Origin of the sequence: Thalassotalea sp. G20_0 (genome assembly GCF_017744175.1) — a bacterium.
Lineage (GTDB): Bacteria > Pseudomonadota > Gammaproteobacteria > Pseudomonadales > Endozoicomonadaceae > Endozoicomonas.
This window is the reverse complement of sequence record NZ_JAGHQV010000012.1, coordinates 123,101-138,205: the sequence shown is the minus strand read 5'-3', so window position 1 is coordinate 138,205 and position 15,105 is coordinate 123,101. Positions and strand designations below refer to the sequence as shown.

Sequence of the window (15,105 nt, the reverse complement as noted above, 5' to 3'; positions counted from 1 at the left end):
CTTTGAAGCGGCAATGGAAGAGCTGGATCGTTTTCCGATATTGGGGAATAGAGAACTTGAACTATTGGAACCCTATCGGAAAGAGATGATACTTCCGCAGTTAATGAGTGTTCTCCAAAAGATCAACTATTATGATGTGGATAAACAGACACAAAACGCCTGGCATTCAGCCTTGGAATGCAGAAAAGAAGACCCTCTTGGACTGAACGGAATTGACATTGACATTTGGGAATCGGATTCTGATTCTGATTTATTGTCGCCGGATTTTGATTTATTTGCGACCGGGTCAGAACGGGTCAACAACCACCATGGCTGGCTTGAAGAGTTCCTGCAAGGATAAACCAGTTGTCATGACACAAGCATTTGTATGTACTCAAAAACTAATATTTTGAGTAAATACCGTAAGTACTCAAAAACCGGTACATGAAGCAAGATTCTCTTCTTTGGTCTAACCTTCCTTCCATGTTCACGCCACCTACTGAAGATCTGTCACCTAACCTGCTTGAGTTTATTGCTCAACTACAGGAACAGATCGTTGGGCAGCAGGAATTGGTTGTTAGCAACAGACTCGGATCGAACAACTTGAGAACGAGATCACTCGTCTGAAGAAACTGAATACCAGGCCCAATCTCAAACCCAACACCAAGCCACCCGAAGATAATGACCAAGTGACTCCGGGCTTCGGACCTGATGAAAACGACACCGACGACAAAACCGAAGGCAGCTCCGGCGACGACCACAAGCGAAAAGTGAACAAACCTGATGAGTCGACTCCACGCCAACGACCCCAACCGCAATACCCTCCGGCCTCTGAAGAAGAGACTATTGCCCCTGAAGACATCCCTGAGGGTTCTGTTAGGCACGGCCGGGAGCCCTATACCGTTCATTGGGGTTAAGACCATTCGATACTGGCTTGAGCAATGGTTGACTCCGGAGGGAAAAACCATCAGTGGCAAACCGCCAGCCAATCTGCATGGTCATCATCATGGCCCACAGCTTCAGGCTTATGTGCTGGTCCAGCATCATGGCTGCGCCATTACCCAGCCTTAATTACTGGAACGGCTCTGGGATGCCGGTGTATCCATCTCAGCCGGACAGCTAAGTAACCTGTTAACCAAAGGCTATGATGCCTTCCATGCTGAAAAAGATGAATTGCTGGCCACAGGAATACGTTGCTCCCGTTATCTGCAGACAGACGACACCGGAGCAAGACATATGGGGCAGAATGGTTACTGCACCGTCATCGTCAATGACCTGTTTACCTGGTTTGGCAGCACCGGCAGTAAGAGTCGAGAAAACTTTTTAACACTGCTGCACAGGCCTTAGAAGACATATATTCTTAATCAGGATGCGCTGGACTGCCTGCAGCAACATAGCTTCTCGAAAAAGTGGCGCAAGACCCTGGCTCAAAAAACAGGGCCGATACAATACGACAATGGTTCGATGCCCTGACGCAGACCCAAACAAGCAGCACAGAGTTACAGAAGGCTCTGGGAGGTCTGATGGTTATCAAAGAAGAGCTGCTCATGGTTCTGGATGACCCGCGACCTTGCCCCTGCACAATAACCTTAGCGAAAGTCAGATCAGGGAGCATGTAACGGAAAATCAGCGGCGGGACGCGCAGCGATGCAGGACGGCAAAGTCGCGACACCTTTGCCAGCCTGAAAAAAACGTGTCGCCAGCATGGTCTCTCATTTTGGGATTATCTGACAGACAGGCTAACGGGTACTGGTTCGATTCCGAGACTGGCGGAAATTATATGCACTAAAAATTTCAACGCACTACACCAGGAGGCTGACCGAGAATAGCGCCCGTCTAGGCGACCCCGTAGCGAGGATGGCAGAAAATTGAGGATAAAAATTCGGTTTTGTGAGGTGAATAGCGGGGCTATTTGCCGAACAAAAGCAGATTTTTAGACCAATTTGCTGTCGACGCAGTAGGTCAGCCTCCTAGGGTTTATTACACTCATTTTTACCCAGTATCGGCCCTAAGCGGCGGGATAAGCCATGACGGTTCTTCGCAAACAGTTCATAGCCAAAATCAGCAATACAGGCAACGCCCGGCCAGCGTAAGGGGGCGACCAGACACCCCATGCCTACGGCCTCCCAGGCCGCCAGGGTTGCATCCATACCTTTAACTACACGGCCATCGGCCAACTTCGCGTGAATAACCCGATCCAGTTCTTCAAGGTCAAATTCCGGATATTTTTCCTGAAAACCATCCTGCCTGATATCAACCAGCTTGAGTAGACCTTTGCGGTTCTTTTTAGCCAGATGGTCAACTTCACGCATGCAAAGCGGGCATTCTCCATCGTAGAAAAGCGTAACAGGCAGTGATATTTCTTTTCTTTTTAGCACCATAACCGTGATCACCGAAGGTAAATGATTTTTTGAGAATGCAGGAAACCTTAAATAAACGTTTTTCTGCCAATTTTACGGCCCGGAAAGTGCGCCAGATCAAACAATTGGCGGATATTACTTATTAGCACAAACAATGCGAATTATTATCATTCATGTTATTGAACACCTTTTATGCTTCGAGTAACCTACGCTGCTGTTATTAGGTCATTCAACACTATTATCGTTCCTGGTCATGCCTAAAAAAGCTTTCTTTACATTGCTGATATCCGTTGCGGCCCATGTGGCCGTAGTGGTTGCGCTGGACCACCAGGAATCTGAGCCCAGAACCATCCATATGGGTTCTATCCAGGCACCGGTTTCCCTGAGCTTTGCCACGGTCAGCCAACCGGAACCGTCGGTCAAAGAGCCCGTTGTTCAGGAACAATCTGAGCCTGAACCAAAGGTAGTCCAGAAACCGATAGAGAACGCCAGGCCCGTTCTTAAAAAGAAAGCACCCAAGCCAGAGCCGGTAAAGAAAAAACCGGAAAAAATCACCGAAAAGCCCAAACCCGTTGAGAAGACCAGGCCTGAAGTGACTGAGCCGGTGATGGAAAAAACCGTGACTGAGAAAAGCCAGTCCCCCGGACTGAGCAACGAGCCCGTGATGGTGACCGAGCCGAAAATCCGTGACTGGGTTCAACCCCGCTACCCGAAACTGGCGCAACGGAGAAATCAGCAGGGCGTGGTGATGCTCGATGTAATTGTTGATGAACGGGGTAATCCCATTACTGTCGATGTTCTTGAGTCATCCGGCTACCCCGTGCTGGACAGGGCAGCCATTGATGCCGTTAAGCGCTGGTCATTCAAACCTGAGCAGCGTAATAGCCAATTTGTGAAATCCCGGGTGCATATTCCCGTCGCATTTGAAATCAGTTGAATAAGCAAACCATTGGATACTTAGCAGGTAACGCCATGTTGACAGAACACCTTGCATCACTGGGGATCATGGCCTGGCCATTACTGATCACCTCTTGCCTTGGACTGGCCATGATTCTTGAGCGGCTGGTGACCTATGCCCTGCTGCCCTCCATGAACCGCAAGGGGATGACCGCACTGTTTAATGAGGTGCGTCAATGCTGTGGCAGCGATAAGCACGCACAAAACAAGGACAATCTTTGCCAGGATCTTAGCCAGGGCAAAGGGATTTGTCAGGGGGTTGCGGTACTTCTGAGCCACAGCACCTGGGAAAAGTCGATGCGTGAAGAAGTAGCTGGCCTGTGGCTGCTGAAGCAGAAGCGCAGCCTGAATGCCTGGCTAAAGCCGTTGATGCTGATTGGTGTGCTGGCCCCTATGCTGGGTCTGCTGGGTACCGTACTGGGTATGATCGATATGTTCCGTGATATTGCTGCCGTTGCCGGCCCGGTTACTCCGGATATTCTGGCTGCGGGTCTGTGGCAGGCGATGTTCACCACGGCGTTCGGTTTGATCATCGCGATTCCAGCCCTGGCGGCGGCTCACGGTTTTGGAGTCTGGGCTAACCATTATCTCTCGAAACTGGAGTTTGCCCTGAATCACATTAACCTGCTGCTGGAAGGCCTGACGATGGACGACGATGGTTTAGCCACTGCACCTTCAGCACCCGCCTTTAAGGGTTTAACGGTAAAGGGTAGTGCCAGTTCAGAGACTGGCCAGCCAGAAGTCATCCGTACCGGAGCGGTAGCGGCATGATTCGCATCAACGATATTGATGAAACCAGCGCATCACTCTCCATGGCAGATCTGACGCCGCTGCTGGATGTGGTGTTTATCGTCATGGTGTTTCTGCTGTTCACCGCCAATGTACAGACCCTGAGCCTGCCGGTGGAACTGCCTCAGGCAACCCAGCAGGAGGCGTCGGTCACCACGGCCCCAAAAACGCTGACCGTCAGTATTCTGGAACAGGGTGAGCCCTGGGCCATTGGTGAACAGAAATTTGAGCAGTGGGAAGTGTTCGCTACCACTTTGCTGAAACAGGTTAAAGAAGCTCCCGGTACCACAGTACTGATTGCCGGTGATAAAGATGCCCCCCTGGGCAATCTGGTCAAGCTGATGATGTTTTTCAGCCAGCACAAGATTGACGCTGCGCAGGTGCTGATGGAACAGGAAAATGGTAAAGACGACCCATGAAGAAAACGTTTAAACCTCTGTTAGCTACTCTGGTGGCTGTTTCTGCCGCCATGGGTGCCAACACTGCAATGGCGCAAGGATCACACGACAATCAACGCATTGTTTCTGCTGGCAACGGGGTGACCGAGATTATCTATGCCCTGGGTGCTGGTGATCAGGTGATTGCTGTTGACCAGACCAGCACCTGGCCCATGGAAGTCAACCAGTTGCCCCGGCTCGGCTATCATAAACAGCTGTCTGCTGAGGGGATTCTGGCGCTTGGGCCTACCCTGCTGATTGGTACTGAAGACATGGGCCCAACGTCAACCCTGACCCAGCTGAAAAGTGCCGGTGTTGCGGTGGAAGCCCTGCCCCTGGAACATACCGCTGACAGCATTGAACAACAGATCAAGTCACTGGCCGGTATTCTTGGTAAAGAGGAACAGGGCGAAGCGCTGTGGGACGACATCGAAGACTCCCTGGATGAGGCGCAAGCCATGGCCGCTGCTTATCAGCAACAGCATGAAAAGAACGTACCGGTCCTGTTTGTCCTGACCATGGGCGGGCGCTCCCCAACCATCGCCGGTACCGGCACTGCGGCTAATGCGATCATTGGTCTGGCAGGGGGATACAACCCTGCGGCAGAGCAGTTTAAAGGGTACAAGGCACTGTCCAATGAAGCCATGCTGCTGCTGGCGCCCGAGGTCATCATTTTTCCGGGCTCAACCAGTAACCCGGATATGACACCGGCAAAACTGCTGGAGCAGATGCCCATCCTGAAGCAGACGCCTGCTGGCCAAAATGGTCGGGTGGTTGCCATTGATGGCAATATGCTGCTGGGCGGCCTCGGCCCAAGAACAGGGGATGTTGCACTGTCCCTGGCAAAATCTTTTTACTTAGACCAAGGTAATCCATCCTCCAATGAGTCGTAACCATCAGGGGGCACTGCTGTTAACCGCACTGGCAATCCTGCTGCCAGTCGTGGTGATTGTGTCCATTGGCGTGGGCGCTGTGCCCATTCCCGCAGGCGATATTCTGACCATACTGTTTGACCGGCTGGGTTTGTCCGACAGCACCATCAGCAACCAGTCTGCGCTGATTATTGAGTCCATTCGTTTACCCAGAACACTGCTGGGACTGATTGTCGGTGGCTCACTGGCGGTGGCCGGTGCATCCATGCAGGGCCTGTTCAGAAACCCACTGGCGGACCCCAGTATTGTCGGTGTCTCCAGCGGTGCGGCCCTGGGTGCGGGTATTGCTATTGTTCTGGGTGGTCTGCTGTTTGCCGGCGCTCCATCCCTGGTGCAAAGCTACAGCGTTTCCATTCTGGCTTTTGTTGGCGGGGTGCTGTCCACCTGGCTGGTGTATAAAGTCGGTACCACCAGCAACGGCACTTCTGTGGCCACTATGCTGCTGGCCGGTGTGGCGATCAATGCCCTGGCCGGTGCCGGGATGGGGATGTTGAACTACGTCGCGGATGATACCATGCTGCGTAACCTGACCTTCTGGCAGATGGGCAGCCTGGGGGGTGCTACCTGGGACCTGGTGATTATCTGTGCCACGCTACTAATCCCGGTGGTCCTGATTCTTGGCCGTTATGGTCTGGTGCTTAACGCGCTGCTGCTGGGTGAGTCGGAAGCTCGCCACCTGGGCATTGATGTCCAGAAGGTCAAGCTGACCCTGATTTTCCTGACGGCCCTGGCCGTGGGGGTTTCCGTTTCCGTCAGTGGGTTTATCGGTTTTGTGGGACTTGTAGTGCCTCATCTGATTCGCCTGGCCGTTGGCCCGGACCATCGCATTCTATTGCCAGCCTCGGCCATGCTGGGCGGTATTCTGTTACTGGTAGCGGATATGCTTTCCCGCACCATTGTCGCCCCGGCAGAACTTCCCATCGGTATTGTCACAGCCCTGATGGGTGCCCCTTTCTTCCTGTCACTGTTGTGGCAGCAACGTAAAAGGATTGTCTGATATGGCCTCTGGTAAGGAAGGCGCAGCGGTAAACACGCTGGAAGTTCAGGGCGTATCGGTGCAGATCGGAGACAGGCACCTGCTTCAGGACATTAATCTGACCCTGAAGCCCCGGGAAGTGGTATCGGTGCTTGGCCCAAACGGTGCCGGTAAAAGCACCTTGATGAAAGTCATCAGTGGCGAGAGAAAACCTTCCAGCGGCAAAGTGCTGCTTAATGGTCGCAGTGACTGGCCATTGAACCATCAGGCATTGATGCTCGGTGTGTTGCCGCAGTCATCCTCATTGAGCTTTCCCTTTACGGCGGAAGAAGTCGTTCTGCTTGGCCGCATTCCCTGTGCCAGTCACCATGATGAAAACCTGATGATTACCCGGGAGGCGCTTAACAAAGTTGATGGCTTACATTTGAAGGATCGTCATTACACCACCCTCTCCGGTGGTGAACGCCAGCGTGTGCATATGGCGCGGGTATTGGCTCAGATCTGGGATGAAAGCCCTTATGGCCAGCGCTACCTGTTGCTTGATGAGCCTACATCGGCACTGGACCCGGCCCATCAACAGCTGACCCTGAAAATGGCCAGACAGGAAGCAGACCAGGGTATCGGCGTGATGGTTATCATGCACGACCTGAATCTGGCAGCGCGATACTCTGACCGGATTGTGATCCTCAGAAATGGCAGGATAGCAGCAGAAGGCACACCCCATCAGGTTCTGACCCCGGAAACTATTGGACAAGTGTTCGATATTGAGGTCAGTGTATCTGAGCACCCGGCCTATCACTGCCCATTGGTTGTGAACCATTAATTGGCCGTTTAAGCGATGGCCTGACGATGCAGCGTCAGGCCACAAACAACAAGCGTTACCCTCCTGCCAGCACCGGCTCTGCGTTCCATTGTTCCGCCTTATTCCCAGAAGAAACCAGGCTCTTTGGCGCAAGGCCATGGGCAAACTTCTCAAATACCTGGGATATATATTTTTCCAGGGAGCGCAGTCCCGGGTCTTGATCCGTTTCAATAAAGTCCTGAATCATGTCGTGACCGCTCTGTGGTAAGGTGAAATCGGCAAAAAGCTTACCCGCCGACTGATAACGCCTTTCCTTATTGGGAATCATGGTTTCAAAGGCAATTCTCTGTTTCGCCCTGGTATCGAAACCGTCAAACACGACTTTATCCAGTCTGGAGGCAATGGCCTCAAGCTCAGGATCGTGGGTGCTTAATTCATGAATATCACGGTTACCGGCAAGAATGATGGTCTCAGGCAGACGTACTTCTGTTTTCAAATAGGGACTGTAGTAAGAACGATTGGTCGGATCGAGCAGCTTCAACATAAACGAAAGTACATCTTTGCTTTTCTCGTTTCCGGAGATGAAGAGCCGATCAAACTCATCAATCAGCAGAACCTGATTATGGTGATTAATATCCTGACTTGAATCGGTACGGGCAACAATAGCATCCAGAATTCTGCCGGCCCTGGCATTGGCACTTTCAAATGGGGTTCCGACGATATCATCAATGGTGGCACCGTCGAGATTGACAATGGCAAGGTTCGTCCCCATCGCTTCCGCCAGCTGTTTGGCTGCATGGGTCTTGCCGGTACCGGGTGCGCCCAGGAAATAAATCGGGTAATGGCTATCATGGATTGAGGCATCGGTCTGCTGGTAAATCAACTCAGAATGGACGAACCGTTTTAACCGATCGGCTACGTGGGATGGGTAGTCCTGCAAGGCTTCCTCAATTTTCTCTTCATCATACACCAGTGTTTTGGAGTAAAACGGAAGCCTTAATGCTTTATCCAGAATTTTCTGCAACCGGTTGAGTGCTTCGCCGCCAGGGCTTCGCCAGAAACTGTAAAACAGCTCATCCTCGATGTAATATTGTGTGCGTTTATCCAGTAATGCCTTCTTGGCACCATAGGCCAGAATCAAATTCTCCTCGGCCAGCTTTGGCGCAAATATTCCGTAATAAACATTCATGGTAAATGGAACAGATGTCGCCACTATTAATGCGCCGACCATCGTAAAAGACACGTAAGCTAACAGGTTAGTAAAATCCGAGCTGGTCCTCACAAATTCGTAAATGGCCCCTTTGTACGAAAGCGCTGTTCCAGCAACAGTAAAAGCAGGAACATAAAACGCCAGATAGGGTAACGAATCGTACAGAGAATACTCCTTAAGTACCCAGTTATATTGCCGTTTTGCCTCAGCCCAGCCTGCCCGTACCTGAACTTCAATGGGTTGCCCCCCATATCCGGGGGCATTAAGACGATCAAAGAAACGGTTGTTTGCCATATATTGCCTGACATAGCTGATATGTAACTTATCCGGTGTTACCGCAGTCTCATCTGCCAGGGCAATGGGACACAAAATAAAGGAGACTAAAAAGGAAATACAAAACTGCCTGAACTGCTTCATCAATTTAACCTTATTAACTTTGTTCGATTTGCGCGTTTAGACAATATTTTCCTGATCAAGTTTCACAGGCATGAACTAATCCAATGATTGCGGTAATTCCGGTGACCATTCACATCCCGGAAATGGCCTGCATGGCCGTCACGTAACCACAACAATCCCACAGTGGTAAACCGAAGTTTTTCACCTGAAATCTGTTGATCTGTATCAATTGCACACCACCTCACAAATCAAAATAATAATAATTCTCATTTTGTAAGTTAGAACAATCCGATTATGGTTGCCAGACACACCCTGGGTCCCGAGCTGACCGGGATATCATCCCCTGATCCACTGAAGTTTGCCTTTACCGGCAAGAAGTCAGCCCACACCCACAGCGGCTCCATTCCGGTTCCTGCCGAGCAGACTCAGGCTGTGTACCGGCAACTGATGGATGGCCCTGCTAACCCACAGCTGCTCACGGACAGTAAGCGACTGGCCTATATCCATATTCCTTTTTGCAGAACCCATTGCTCTTACTGTGGTTTCTTTCAAAACACCACCAAAAAAGATGAAATTGCCCGCTATGTCGACTACCTGGAGCGGGAAATCCGCCTGTCGGCACAGGATGCCTGGACTCAGGGAGGCTTGTTCCATGGCGTCTATTTTGGCGGCGGGACCCCCACTGACCTGACCCCGGAGCAGATTATTCGCCTTGGCAATGCAGTACGTGAGTCCCTGCCACTGGCCAACGATGTTGAGATGACCTTTGAAGGCCGTTTTCATGGCTTTGATAACGACAAAATCGCGGCCTGCCTGGAATCCGGGTTTAACCGCTTCTCCCTGGGGGCACAGAGTTTTAATACCACCATCCGCCGTCGTATGAGCCGGATCGACTCCGGTGAATTTCTGCTGGAAAGGCTCGACTATTTCAGCAGTCTGAACAATGCAGCCGTCGTCGTAGACCTGATGTTCGGTCTGCCGGGCCAAACCCTGGATGACTGGGAGCAGGACCTGCACACCTTCCTGCAATCAAAAGCCCATGGTGTTGATCTTTATCAACTCATTCTGCTGGGTTCCAGCCGGATGAAGCAGTCGATTGACAAAGGCTCCCTGCCCGAGCCGGCCAGCTCACCGGAGCGTGCGGAAATGTTTCGCCGGGGAGTTGATATCCTCAGTGCCCACAAAGTCGGGCGACTGACTGTCAGCCACTGGGGACGGGATACCCGGGAGCGGAATATCTACAACCACGGGGTAAAATCCGGTGCCGAAATCATGCCGTTTGGTTCCGGTGCCGGTGGTAACTTTGCCGGACACAATGCCATGAGCCTGAGAACGCTGCCCGCCTATTACGAGGCCCTGGATGCTGGCCAAAAGCCCCTGATGATGATGAGCAAAGCCACGGGTAATAAATCACTGTTGGGAACCATTGGCTCCGGTTTTGACCGGGGCTGGCTGGAAATCGGCAAGCTTGACCACGCTGCTGGTGCAGGTATGAGCGAGCACTGCATGCCGCTGTTTAAAGCCTGGCAGGACAATGGCCTGGCCACCCTTCACCATGGCATTCTCGATTTGACGCTGCCCGGGCAATTCTGGAACGTCACCATGCACCAGGCCCTGATTAACTTTCTTGAACAACATCCTTTTGCTGGACAAAACACGGAGAAAGCCGCATGACTCTGGCTCAACAGGTACAGGATATTCTGACCGGAAACCCGGCCATTTTACCGGCAGAAATAGCTAACCAGCTCAATGCCAGCGAACTGGACGTGATTCAGGCCATGCCCGCTGACATGGTGACATTGATTGATGCCAGCCATTACCTGGATGTCCTGCGGGATATCAAAACCTGGGGCGAACTGACGCTGGTGATTGATGTGGATGGTTCAATTTTTGAAATGGTTGGCCATTTCCCGAAAGGGGGTGAAAAGTTCGGCTATTACAATCTGAGCGACCGCCGGACACCGCTGAAAGGGCACCTGAAGCTGGATAATGTTGCGGTGATCGCCCTGGTCAGCAAGCCCTTCCATGGTGTAGCAACCCGCTCGGTGCAATTCCTGAGCAAACAGGGCCGTATGTTGTTCAAAGTTTACCTGCGTCGGGATAAAGAGCAGAACTTTTTGCCGGAACAGCAGGAAAAGTTTGAGGCATTGAAGAGACTCTCTGCCGCCTGATTATCTCCCTGGTAACCAGGATTACCGGGATTTAAAACTTGCGTCTGTGATCTTCCTCCTGAAGCCTCCGTCAGCACCCGGAGGCTGGCCGGGAATAGCCTGCGAATTTGCAGCAAAACCCAATGTCTGGTTGACTCAAATATTGCAAGGATGGTGTCCGGGAGGAACTTTTAAAAGAAAGAACAGTCTTAAGGCAGAATTCAATAATTCCATAATCTAATGGATATACCTGCCTGCTCTGATTCACACGCTATTTCTTGTTGTCTTCAAGATACCGCTTCTTCTGGATCTGGTACATCGGGTCAACTCTTCTTCCGTGAAATAGCAGAAGCAGCAAATATTCTATGTGCCATGGGTACTCATAAAACTAATGAACACCACCTTCAGCAGCCAACGAAGTCTTTTCACAAGGCATTGAATGATTCCCGGTTTGAAAACAGATCGATAGTCATCGCTTATAGCGATACTGAAGAAGATCAACCACTTCACTTACCGGTAAAAACAGGATCGCAGAATAATGATCCTGCCCCCGTATATATTCCTGAAAATGAACGGTTTTCAATCTATTCTCTGTTAGGGTTAGGGGATGAAATTCATTCATCAGACGATTTAGCCCAGGCAAGAGTTGATGAGTCTGATGAACGTTGCTCCTTACCCATTGAGCACGAAAAGGAGCCTCGTGAAGCGCGCACTGATGCACAGCGCCGAAGGGAGCGCTACAAAAATGACCCTTCCTACGCCGAGCAAATCAGGAAGAAAAGCAGGGAACGTTACCGAAATGATCCCGCTTACGCAGAGCGCCAAAGGAAGCGCCAAAGGGATCGCAAAAGAGAGCGCTACCACAATGATCCCGTTTACGCAGAACACAAAAGGGAGCTCAAAAGAAAGCTTCGCAGAAATCCCGTTTATGCAGAACTCGAAAGGAAGAAAAACAGGGAACGCTACCAGAATAATCCCGTTTACCGAGAGCGCCTAAGGGAGCGCCAAAGGGAGAGCAGAATGCTGCGCTACCACAATGATCCTGATTTCGCAGAGCGCAGAAGAGAAGCGTCACGAAAATGCCGCTTACGCAAAGCACAAAAAAATGCGTCACCAGAATGATCCCTGTTTTGCCAATAGATAAGTAGTTAACCAAATGAAATCATATTAAAAAGCAATTCTAAATGAACTTTTGCAAAATAATTCAGTCAAAGAGATTCATCCCCTGTTTGCCGCAGCATTACTGCCATAAAAAAATTGTGGGATATAAATAACTAATATTCTGAGGATATAAGACTTATGAATGTCTCTCATCGTACTCCACCGGTGATCAAACAGCCACAACAAGTGGAACATCGGTCGGCCGGTTATGGCTGTGATTTTCACGCTCTTAAAGAACCTGCTAAAATTTCGAGTGGCTATGGTGCTATCGGTGCCTTCGCCGGTTCCATGGGGGGTGCATTAATATCCAAGGGCCAAATCGCTTATGCCGTCATGGGCCTACCTATTGGTTTTGCCAGTCTTGCCTGTCCTGTAGCCACCTTTATTGGCATCTCTAGTAAATGCGCTTGCGTCAAGAAACTTCCGGATCGACAGATCGTCATCTGTACTGAACCAGTCTCCCACACTGGTGACAAGCAACAGAGCTCGGAGCAACCATCGGTATCATCTCCACCATACCTTGATCCCAACAGCATGGCTCCTCCACCGTATCCGGGAGATGGGTTCATCTGCATAGATCCCCAATCGTATTCGGACACTTGTCTCAGATGCAAAGCTCCCGTTCAGTCTCAGCCAGGATTGGAGAGTTCTTCTTTTAATGACCCATTCCAAGTTTTCGAGCCGCCTCTGGTATCGTGGGAGGTGGATCAGTAGGGGGTAATTTCTTAGGGTCTGCTTTGACTTGACGAAAAGGCTCTCTTGCCATAACTGAGATGCTTAAATAATTAATGCATCACTTTAATCAATGTGCTGGCAACGGTCTTGGTCTGGCTTCTGGTCATACCAGGATATATTGGCAGTGAAAGACAGTGTTCGGATAACTGCTCACATACGGGTAATTCATGTTCACCGTCTTTCCCCGCCAATGCCCTTTGCTTATTTAGAGGCAACGGGTAATAAATAGCACTGGCAATGCCCTCACCGGCAAGGCGCTTCCTGACCATATCCCGGCCAGAGGGCAAAACAACCGTAAACTGATGATAAATATGTTCCTGATGCCCATGAGGAAAGAGTACCTCACTATCGTTCAGGAATTCTCTATACCATTGTGCCACCTGTTGTCGCTGAGCATTAAACACCTCTATATGCTCCAGTTTGACTCTTAACAGGGCCGCCTGAATTTCATCCAGACGACTGTTGTAGCCCGGGCACTCATGGTGGTACTGGTATGCACTGCCGTGATTTCGTAGCATCCGTACCGTTTCGGCGACTTTTAATTCGCTGGTAATGACCAGACCACCATCACCAAACCCGCCAAGGTTTTTACTGGGGAAAAAACTGAAAGTACCGAGCAAACCGAAATTGCCGGTTTTTCGTGATTGATAACCAGCGCCAAAGGATTGTGCACAGTCTTCCAGCAGGATTAAACCATGACGATCACAGACGGCCTGAATCTCCCGAAGCGCTGCGGGTAAACCAAAGAGATGGACAACCAGCACCGCCCTGCAACGGGAAGTGATACTTCGCTCCAGCTCAAGGGGGTCAATATTGAATGTCTCTGAGTCTATATCAACCAGAACGGGCGTTGCCCCCACCTGGATAATGGCCTCAGCTGTGGAAAAAAAGGTAAAACCCGTGGTTAATACCTCATCTCCCGGCCCTATACCGGCGGCATGGAGGGCAAGAACAAGTGCATCGGTACCATTTGCACAACTGATGGCGTACCTGGCTCCAAGGTAATGAGCGACCTCCTGTTCAAAAAGCTCCACTTCTTTCCCCATGATAAAACGACCACTGCGCAATACTTCCAGTGCTTTTTGTTCTAACTGCGCCTGAATTGGGCGGTGCCATGCCTGCACATCCACCATTGGGATAGTATTCATTTTTTTTTGATTCATGGTGCCCCTTTTACACTCAATAAAACGGTACCGATTATTCGCTAATGGCTATTTTATCCTTTGCCAGCCGCTCAACATTCGCTGTCAGAGGCTTACACCTGTCTTATGAATAATCTCCGAAATTCTGTTCGCGGCATGCAACGCATCTCGACCATCTTCACCACTGACCTTTGGGGGGCTTGCGGCAATAACACTCAGAAGAAAGTCTTCAATCTCCAGCCTGAGCGCATCACTGCCCTGATAACTCTGCTCCTGACATTCAATGGCTGGAACACCCGGATGCAACTCCCCTTCACCTTTAAAGAAATGGCTGACTTTCAGCGCTTGAAAATCAACGCAGATACAAGAGCATTTCTGGAAAATCCGCATTTTCCTTTTGCTTTTCTGACTGATTCGGCTGGCGGTCACATTGGCAACACAGCCATTGGCAAATGACAAACGGGCCTGGGCAATATCAATGGTGTCAGACAAAACCGCACTGCCATTGGCCGCAATATCCAGTATCGGGGAATCAACGATATTCAGAATAATATCCAGGTCATGAATCATCAGATCCATAATCACATTGATGTCCATGGATCGTGGTTTAAAGCTGGCCAGTCGGTGAGACTCAATAAACCGGGGCTGGTTAACCTTGTCGGCAACGCACTCCAGTGCCGCGTTGTAGCGCTCCAGAAAGCCAACCTGGAGGACAAGCTGTTGCTCCCTGGCCAGCTTAATCATCTCTTCAGCCTGGGATACATTACTGGCCATGGGCTTTTCCACCAGCACATGCACACCCGCTTTCAAAAAGTCACTGGCTATGGCGTGATGCATAGAGGTAGGAACAACAACACTGACGGCATCAACCTGCCCGATCAGATCCCGGTAATCACTGAAATAATGGGTGTTACAGTTGCTGGCAACCTGCTGGCCACAGGTCTCATTGATATCGGCAACACCCACAAGGTGGCTGGATGCCAGCCGGGCATACTTCTGAGCATGAAATTTACCGAGATAACCCGCTCCAATCACTGCCGTTCGTAGCATTTGCTGGCATCACTCTCTGACTTATAGGA

16 protein-coding genes are annotated in these 15,105 nt (G+C 50.6%); 12 read left to right on the top strand and 4 right to left on the bottom strand.

Features of this window, described 5'->3' with window-relative positions:
• From J7438_RS09840 to J7438_RS09830, 3 genes are all read left to right on the top strand, one after another.
• The coding region (locus tag J7438_RS09840; protein ID WP_209276398.1) for a hypothetical protein at positions 1 to 340 on the top strand (340 nt) is incomplete at its 5' end.
• A gap of 422 nt (positions 341 to 762) precedes the next feature.
• Positions 763 to 1,050, top strand: a complete 288-nt coding sequence (locus J7438_RS09835; RefSeq protein WP_209276397.1) for a hypothetical protein — start codon at positions 763 to 765, stop codon at positions 1,048 to 1,050.
• A gap of 102 nt (positions 1,051 to 1,152) precedes the next feature.
• Positions 1,153 to 1,326, top strand: coding sequence for a hypothetical protein (locus tag J7438_RS09830; protein ID WP_209276396.1), 174 nt, complete (start codon positions 1,153 to 1,155; stop codon positions 1,324 to 1,326).
• Between the two features lie 623 nt (positions 1,327 to 1,949).
• Here the strand turns inward: J7438_RS09830 and J7438_RS09825 are convergent.
• On the bottom strand, positions 1,950 to 2,360 hold the full coding sequence (locus J7438_RS09825) for a thiol-disulfide oxidoreductase DCC family protein (protein ID WP_286196509.1): 411 nt from the start codon (positions 2,358 to 2,360) through the stop codon (positions 1,950 to 1,952).
• A gap of 232 nt (positions 2,361 to 2,592) precedes the next feature.
• Here J7438_RS09825 and J7438_RS09820 point away from each other — a divergent pair, with 232 nt between their 5' ends.
• The 6 genes from J7438_RS09820 to J7438_RS09795 are packed head-to-tail and all read left to right on the top strand — an operon-like array spanning position 2,593 to position 7,253.
• A complete protein-coding gene (locus J7438_RS09820) occupies positions 2,593 to 3,276 on the top strand; it encodes an energy transducer TonB (RefSeq protein ID WP_209276394.1) in 684 nt (227 codons plus the stop codon).
• Positions 3,277 to 3,311: 35 nt separating this feature from the next.
• Positions 3,312 to 4,067 carry a MotA/TolQ/ExbB proton channel family protein gene (locus J7438_RS09815; RefSeq protein WP_209276393.1) on the top strand — a complete coding sequence of 252 codons (756 nt, stop codon included), beginning with the start codon at positions 3,312 to 3,314 and terminating at the stop codon, positions 4,065 to 4,067.
• Complete coding sequence (locus J7438_RS09810; RefSeq protein WP_209203847.1) at positions 4,064 to 4,504, top strand: ExbD/TolR family protein; 441 nt, start codon at positions 4,064 to 4,066, stop codon at positions 4,502 to 4,504. The genes J7438_RS09815 and J7438_RS09810 overlap by 4 nt, the downstream gene beginning before the upstream one ends.
• Entirely contained in the window at positions 4,501 to 5,415 is a 915-nt protein-coding gene (locus J7438_RS09805) for a heme/hemin ABC transporter substrate-binding protein (RefSeq protein WP_209276392.1), read from the top strand. Before J7438_RS09810 ends, J7438_RS09805 begins: the two co-directional genes overlap by 4 nt.
• Positions 5,405 to 6,451, top strand: a complete 1,047-nt coding sequence (locus tag J7438_RS09800; RefSeq protein ID WP_209276391.1) for a FecCD family ABC transporter permease — start codon at positions 5,405 to 5,407, stop codon at positions 6,449 to 6,451. Before J7438_RS09805 ends, J7438_RS09800 begins: the two co-directional genes overlap by 11 nt.
• Position 6,452: 1 nt before the next feature.
• Positions 6,453 to 7,253 (top strand): heme ABC transporter ATP-binding protein, encoded by an 801-nt coding sequence (locus tag J7438_RS09795; protein WP_209276390.1) that lies wholly within the window; start codon positions 6,453 to 6,455, stop codon positions 7,251 to 7,253.
• A 55-nt stretch (positions 7,254 to 7,308) separates the two neighbouring features.
• Here the strand turns inward: J7438_RS09795 and J7438_RS09790 are convergent, their stop codons facing one another.
• The gene (locus tag J7438_RS09790; protein ID WP_209276389.1) at positions 7,309 to 8,859 is read right to left on the bottom strand and encodes an AAA family ATPase; all 1,551 of its coding nucleotides are present in this window, start codon (positions 8,857 to 8,859) and stop codon (positions 7,309 to 7,311) included.
• Between the two features lie 273 nt (positions 8,860 to 9,132).
• On the opposite strand from J7438_RS09790, the gene hutW reads away from it, so the two are divergent.
• The 3 genes from hutW (at position 9,133) to J7438_RS09775 (ending at position 12,110) form a co-directional block, all read left to right on the top strand.
• A complete protein-coding gene (hutW, locus tag J7438_RS09785) occupies positions 9,133 to 10,512 on the top strand; it encodes a heme anaerobic degradation radical SAM methyltransferase ChuW/HutW (RefSeq protein WP_209276388.1) in 1,380 nt (459 codons plus the stop codon).
• A complete protein-coding gene (gene hutX, locus J7438_RS09780; RefSeq protein ID WP_209276387.1) occupies positions 10,509 to 11,009 on the top strand; it encodes a heme utilization cystosolic carrier protein HutX in 501 nt (166 codons plus the stop codon). Before hutW ends, hutX begins: the two co-directional genes overlap by 4 nt.
• Before the next feature lie 219 nt (positions 11,010 to 11,228).
• A complete protein-coding gene (locus tag J7438_RS09775; protein WP_209276386.1) occupies positions 11,229 to 12,110 on the top strand; it encodes a hypothetical protein in 882 nt (293 codons plus the stop codon).
• Between the two features lie 824 nt (positions 12,111 to 12,934).
• Here the strand turns inward: J7438_RS09775 and J7438_RS09770 are convergent.
• Together J7438_RS09770 and J7438_RS09765 are read right to left on the bottom strand one after the other, a co-directional pair.
• Entirely contained in the window at positions 12,935 to 14,032 is a 1,098-nt protein-coding gene (locus J7438_RS09770; RefSeq protein WP_209203839.1) for a DegT/DnrJ/EryC1/StrS family aminotransferase, read from the bottom strand.
• A gap of 99 nt (positions 14,033 to 14,131) precedes the next feature.
• On the bottom strand, positions 14,132 to 15,076 hold the full coding sequence (locus tag J7438_RS09765) for a Gfo/Idh/MocA family oxidoreductase (RefSeq protein WP_209276385.1): 945 nt from the start codon (positions 15,074 to 15,076) through the stop codon (positions 14,132 to 14,134).
• Positions 15,077 to 15,105: the final 29 nt, after the last annotated feature.

Bases quoted from the DNA above. Each gene is read 5' to 3' on its own strand.
- J7438_RS09815 (WP_209276393.1), top strand. From the start codon at position 3,312: ATGTTGACAGAACACCTTGCATCACTGGGGATCATGGCCTGGCCATTA.
- J7438_RS09765 (WP_209276385.1), bottom strand. From the start codon at position 15,076: ATGCTACGAACGGCAGTGATTGGAGCGGGTTATCTCGGTAAATTTCAT.
- J7438_RS09790 (WP_209276389.1), bottom strand. From the start codon at position 8,859: ATGAAGCAGTTCAGGCAGTTTTGTATTTCCTTTTTAGTCTCCTTTATT.
- J7438_RS09795 (WP_209276390.1), top strand. From the start codon at position 6,453: ATGGCCTCTGGTAAGGAAGGCGCAGCGGTAAACACGCTGGAAGTTCAG.
- J7438_RS09835 (WP_209276397.1), top strand. From the start codon at position 763: ATGAGTCGACTCCACGCCAACGACCCCAACCGCAATACCCTCCGGCCT.
- J7438_RS09820 (WP_209276394.1), top strand. From the start codon at position 2,593: ATGCCTAAAAAAGCTTTCTTTACATTGCTGATATCCGTTGCGGCCCAT.
- J7438_RS09775 (WP_209276386.1), top strand. From the start codon at position 11,229: ATGGATATACCTGCCTGCTCTGATTCACACGCTATTTCTTGTTGTCTT.
- J7438_RS09800 (WP_209276391.1), top strand. From the start codon at position 5,405: ATGAGTCGTAACCATCAGGGGGCACTGCTGTTAACCGCACTGGCAATC.
- J7438_RS09825 (WP_286196509.1), bottom strand. From the start codon at position 2,360: ATGGTGCTAAAAAGAAAAGAAATATCACTGCCTGTTACGCTTTTCTAC.
- J7438_RS09810 (WP_209203847.1), top strand. From the start codon at position 4,064: ATGATTCGCATCAACGATATTGATGAAACCAGCGCATCACTCTCCATG.
- J7438_RS09770 (WP_209203839.1), bottom strand. From the start codon at position 14,032: ATGAATACTATCCCAATGGTGGATGTGCAGGCATGGCACCGCCCAATT.
- hutW (WP_209276388.1), top strand. From the start codon at position 9,133: ATGGTTGCCAGACACACCCTGGGTCCCGAGCTGACCGGGATATCATCC.
- J7438_RS09805 (WP_209276392.1), top strand. From the start codon at position 4,501: ATGAAGAAAACGTTTAAACCTCTGTTAGCTACTCTGGTGGCTGTTTCT.
- hutX (WP_209276387.1), top strand. From the start codon at position 10,509: ATGACTCTGGCTCAACAGGTACAGGATATTCTGACCGGAAACCCGGCC.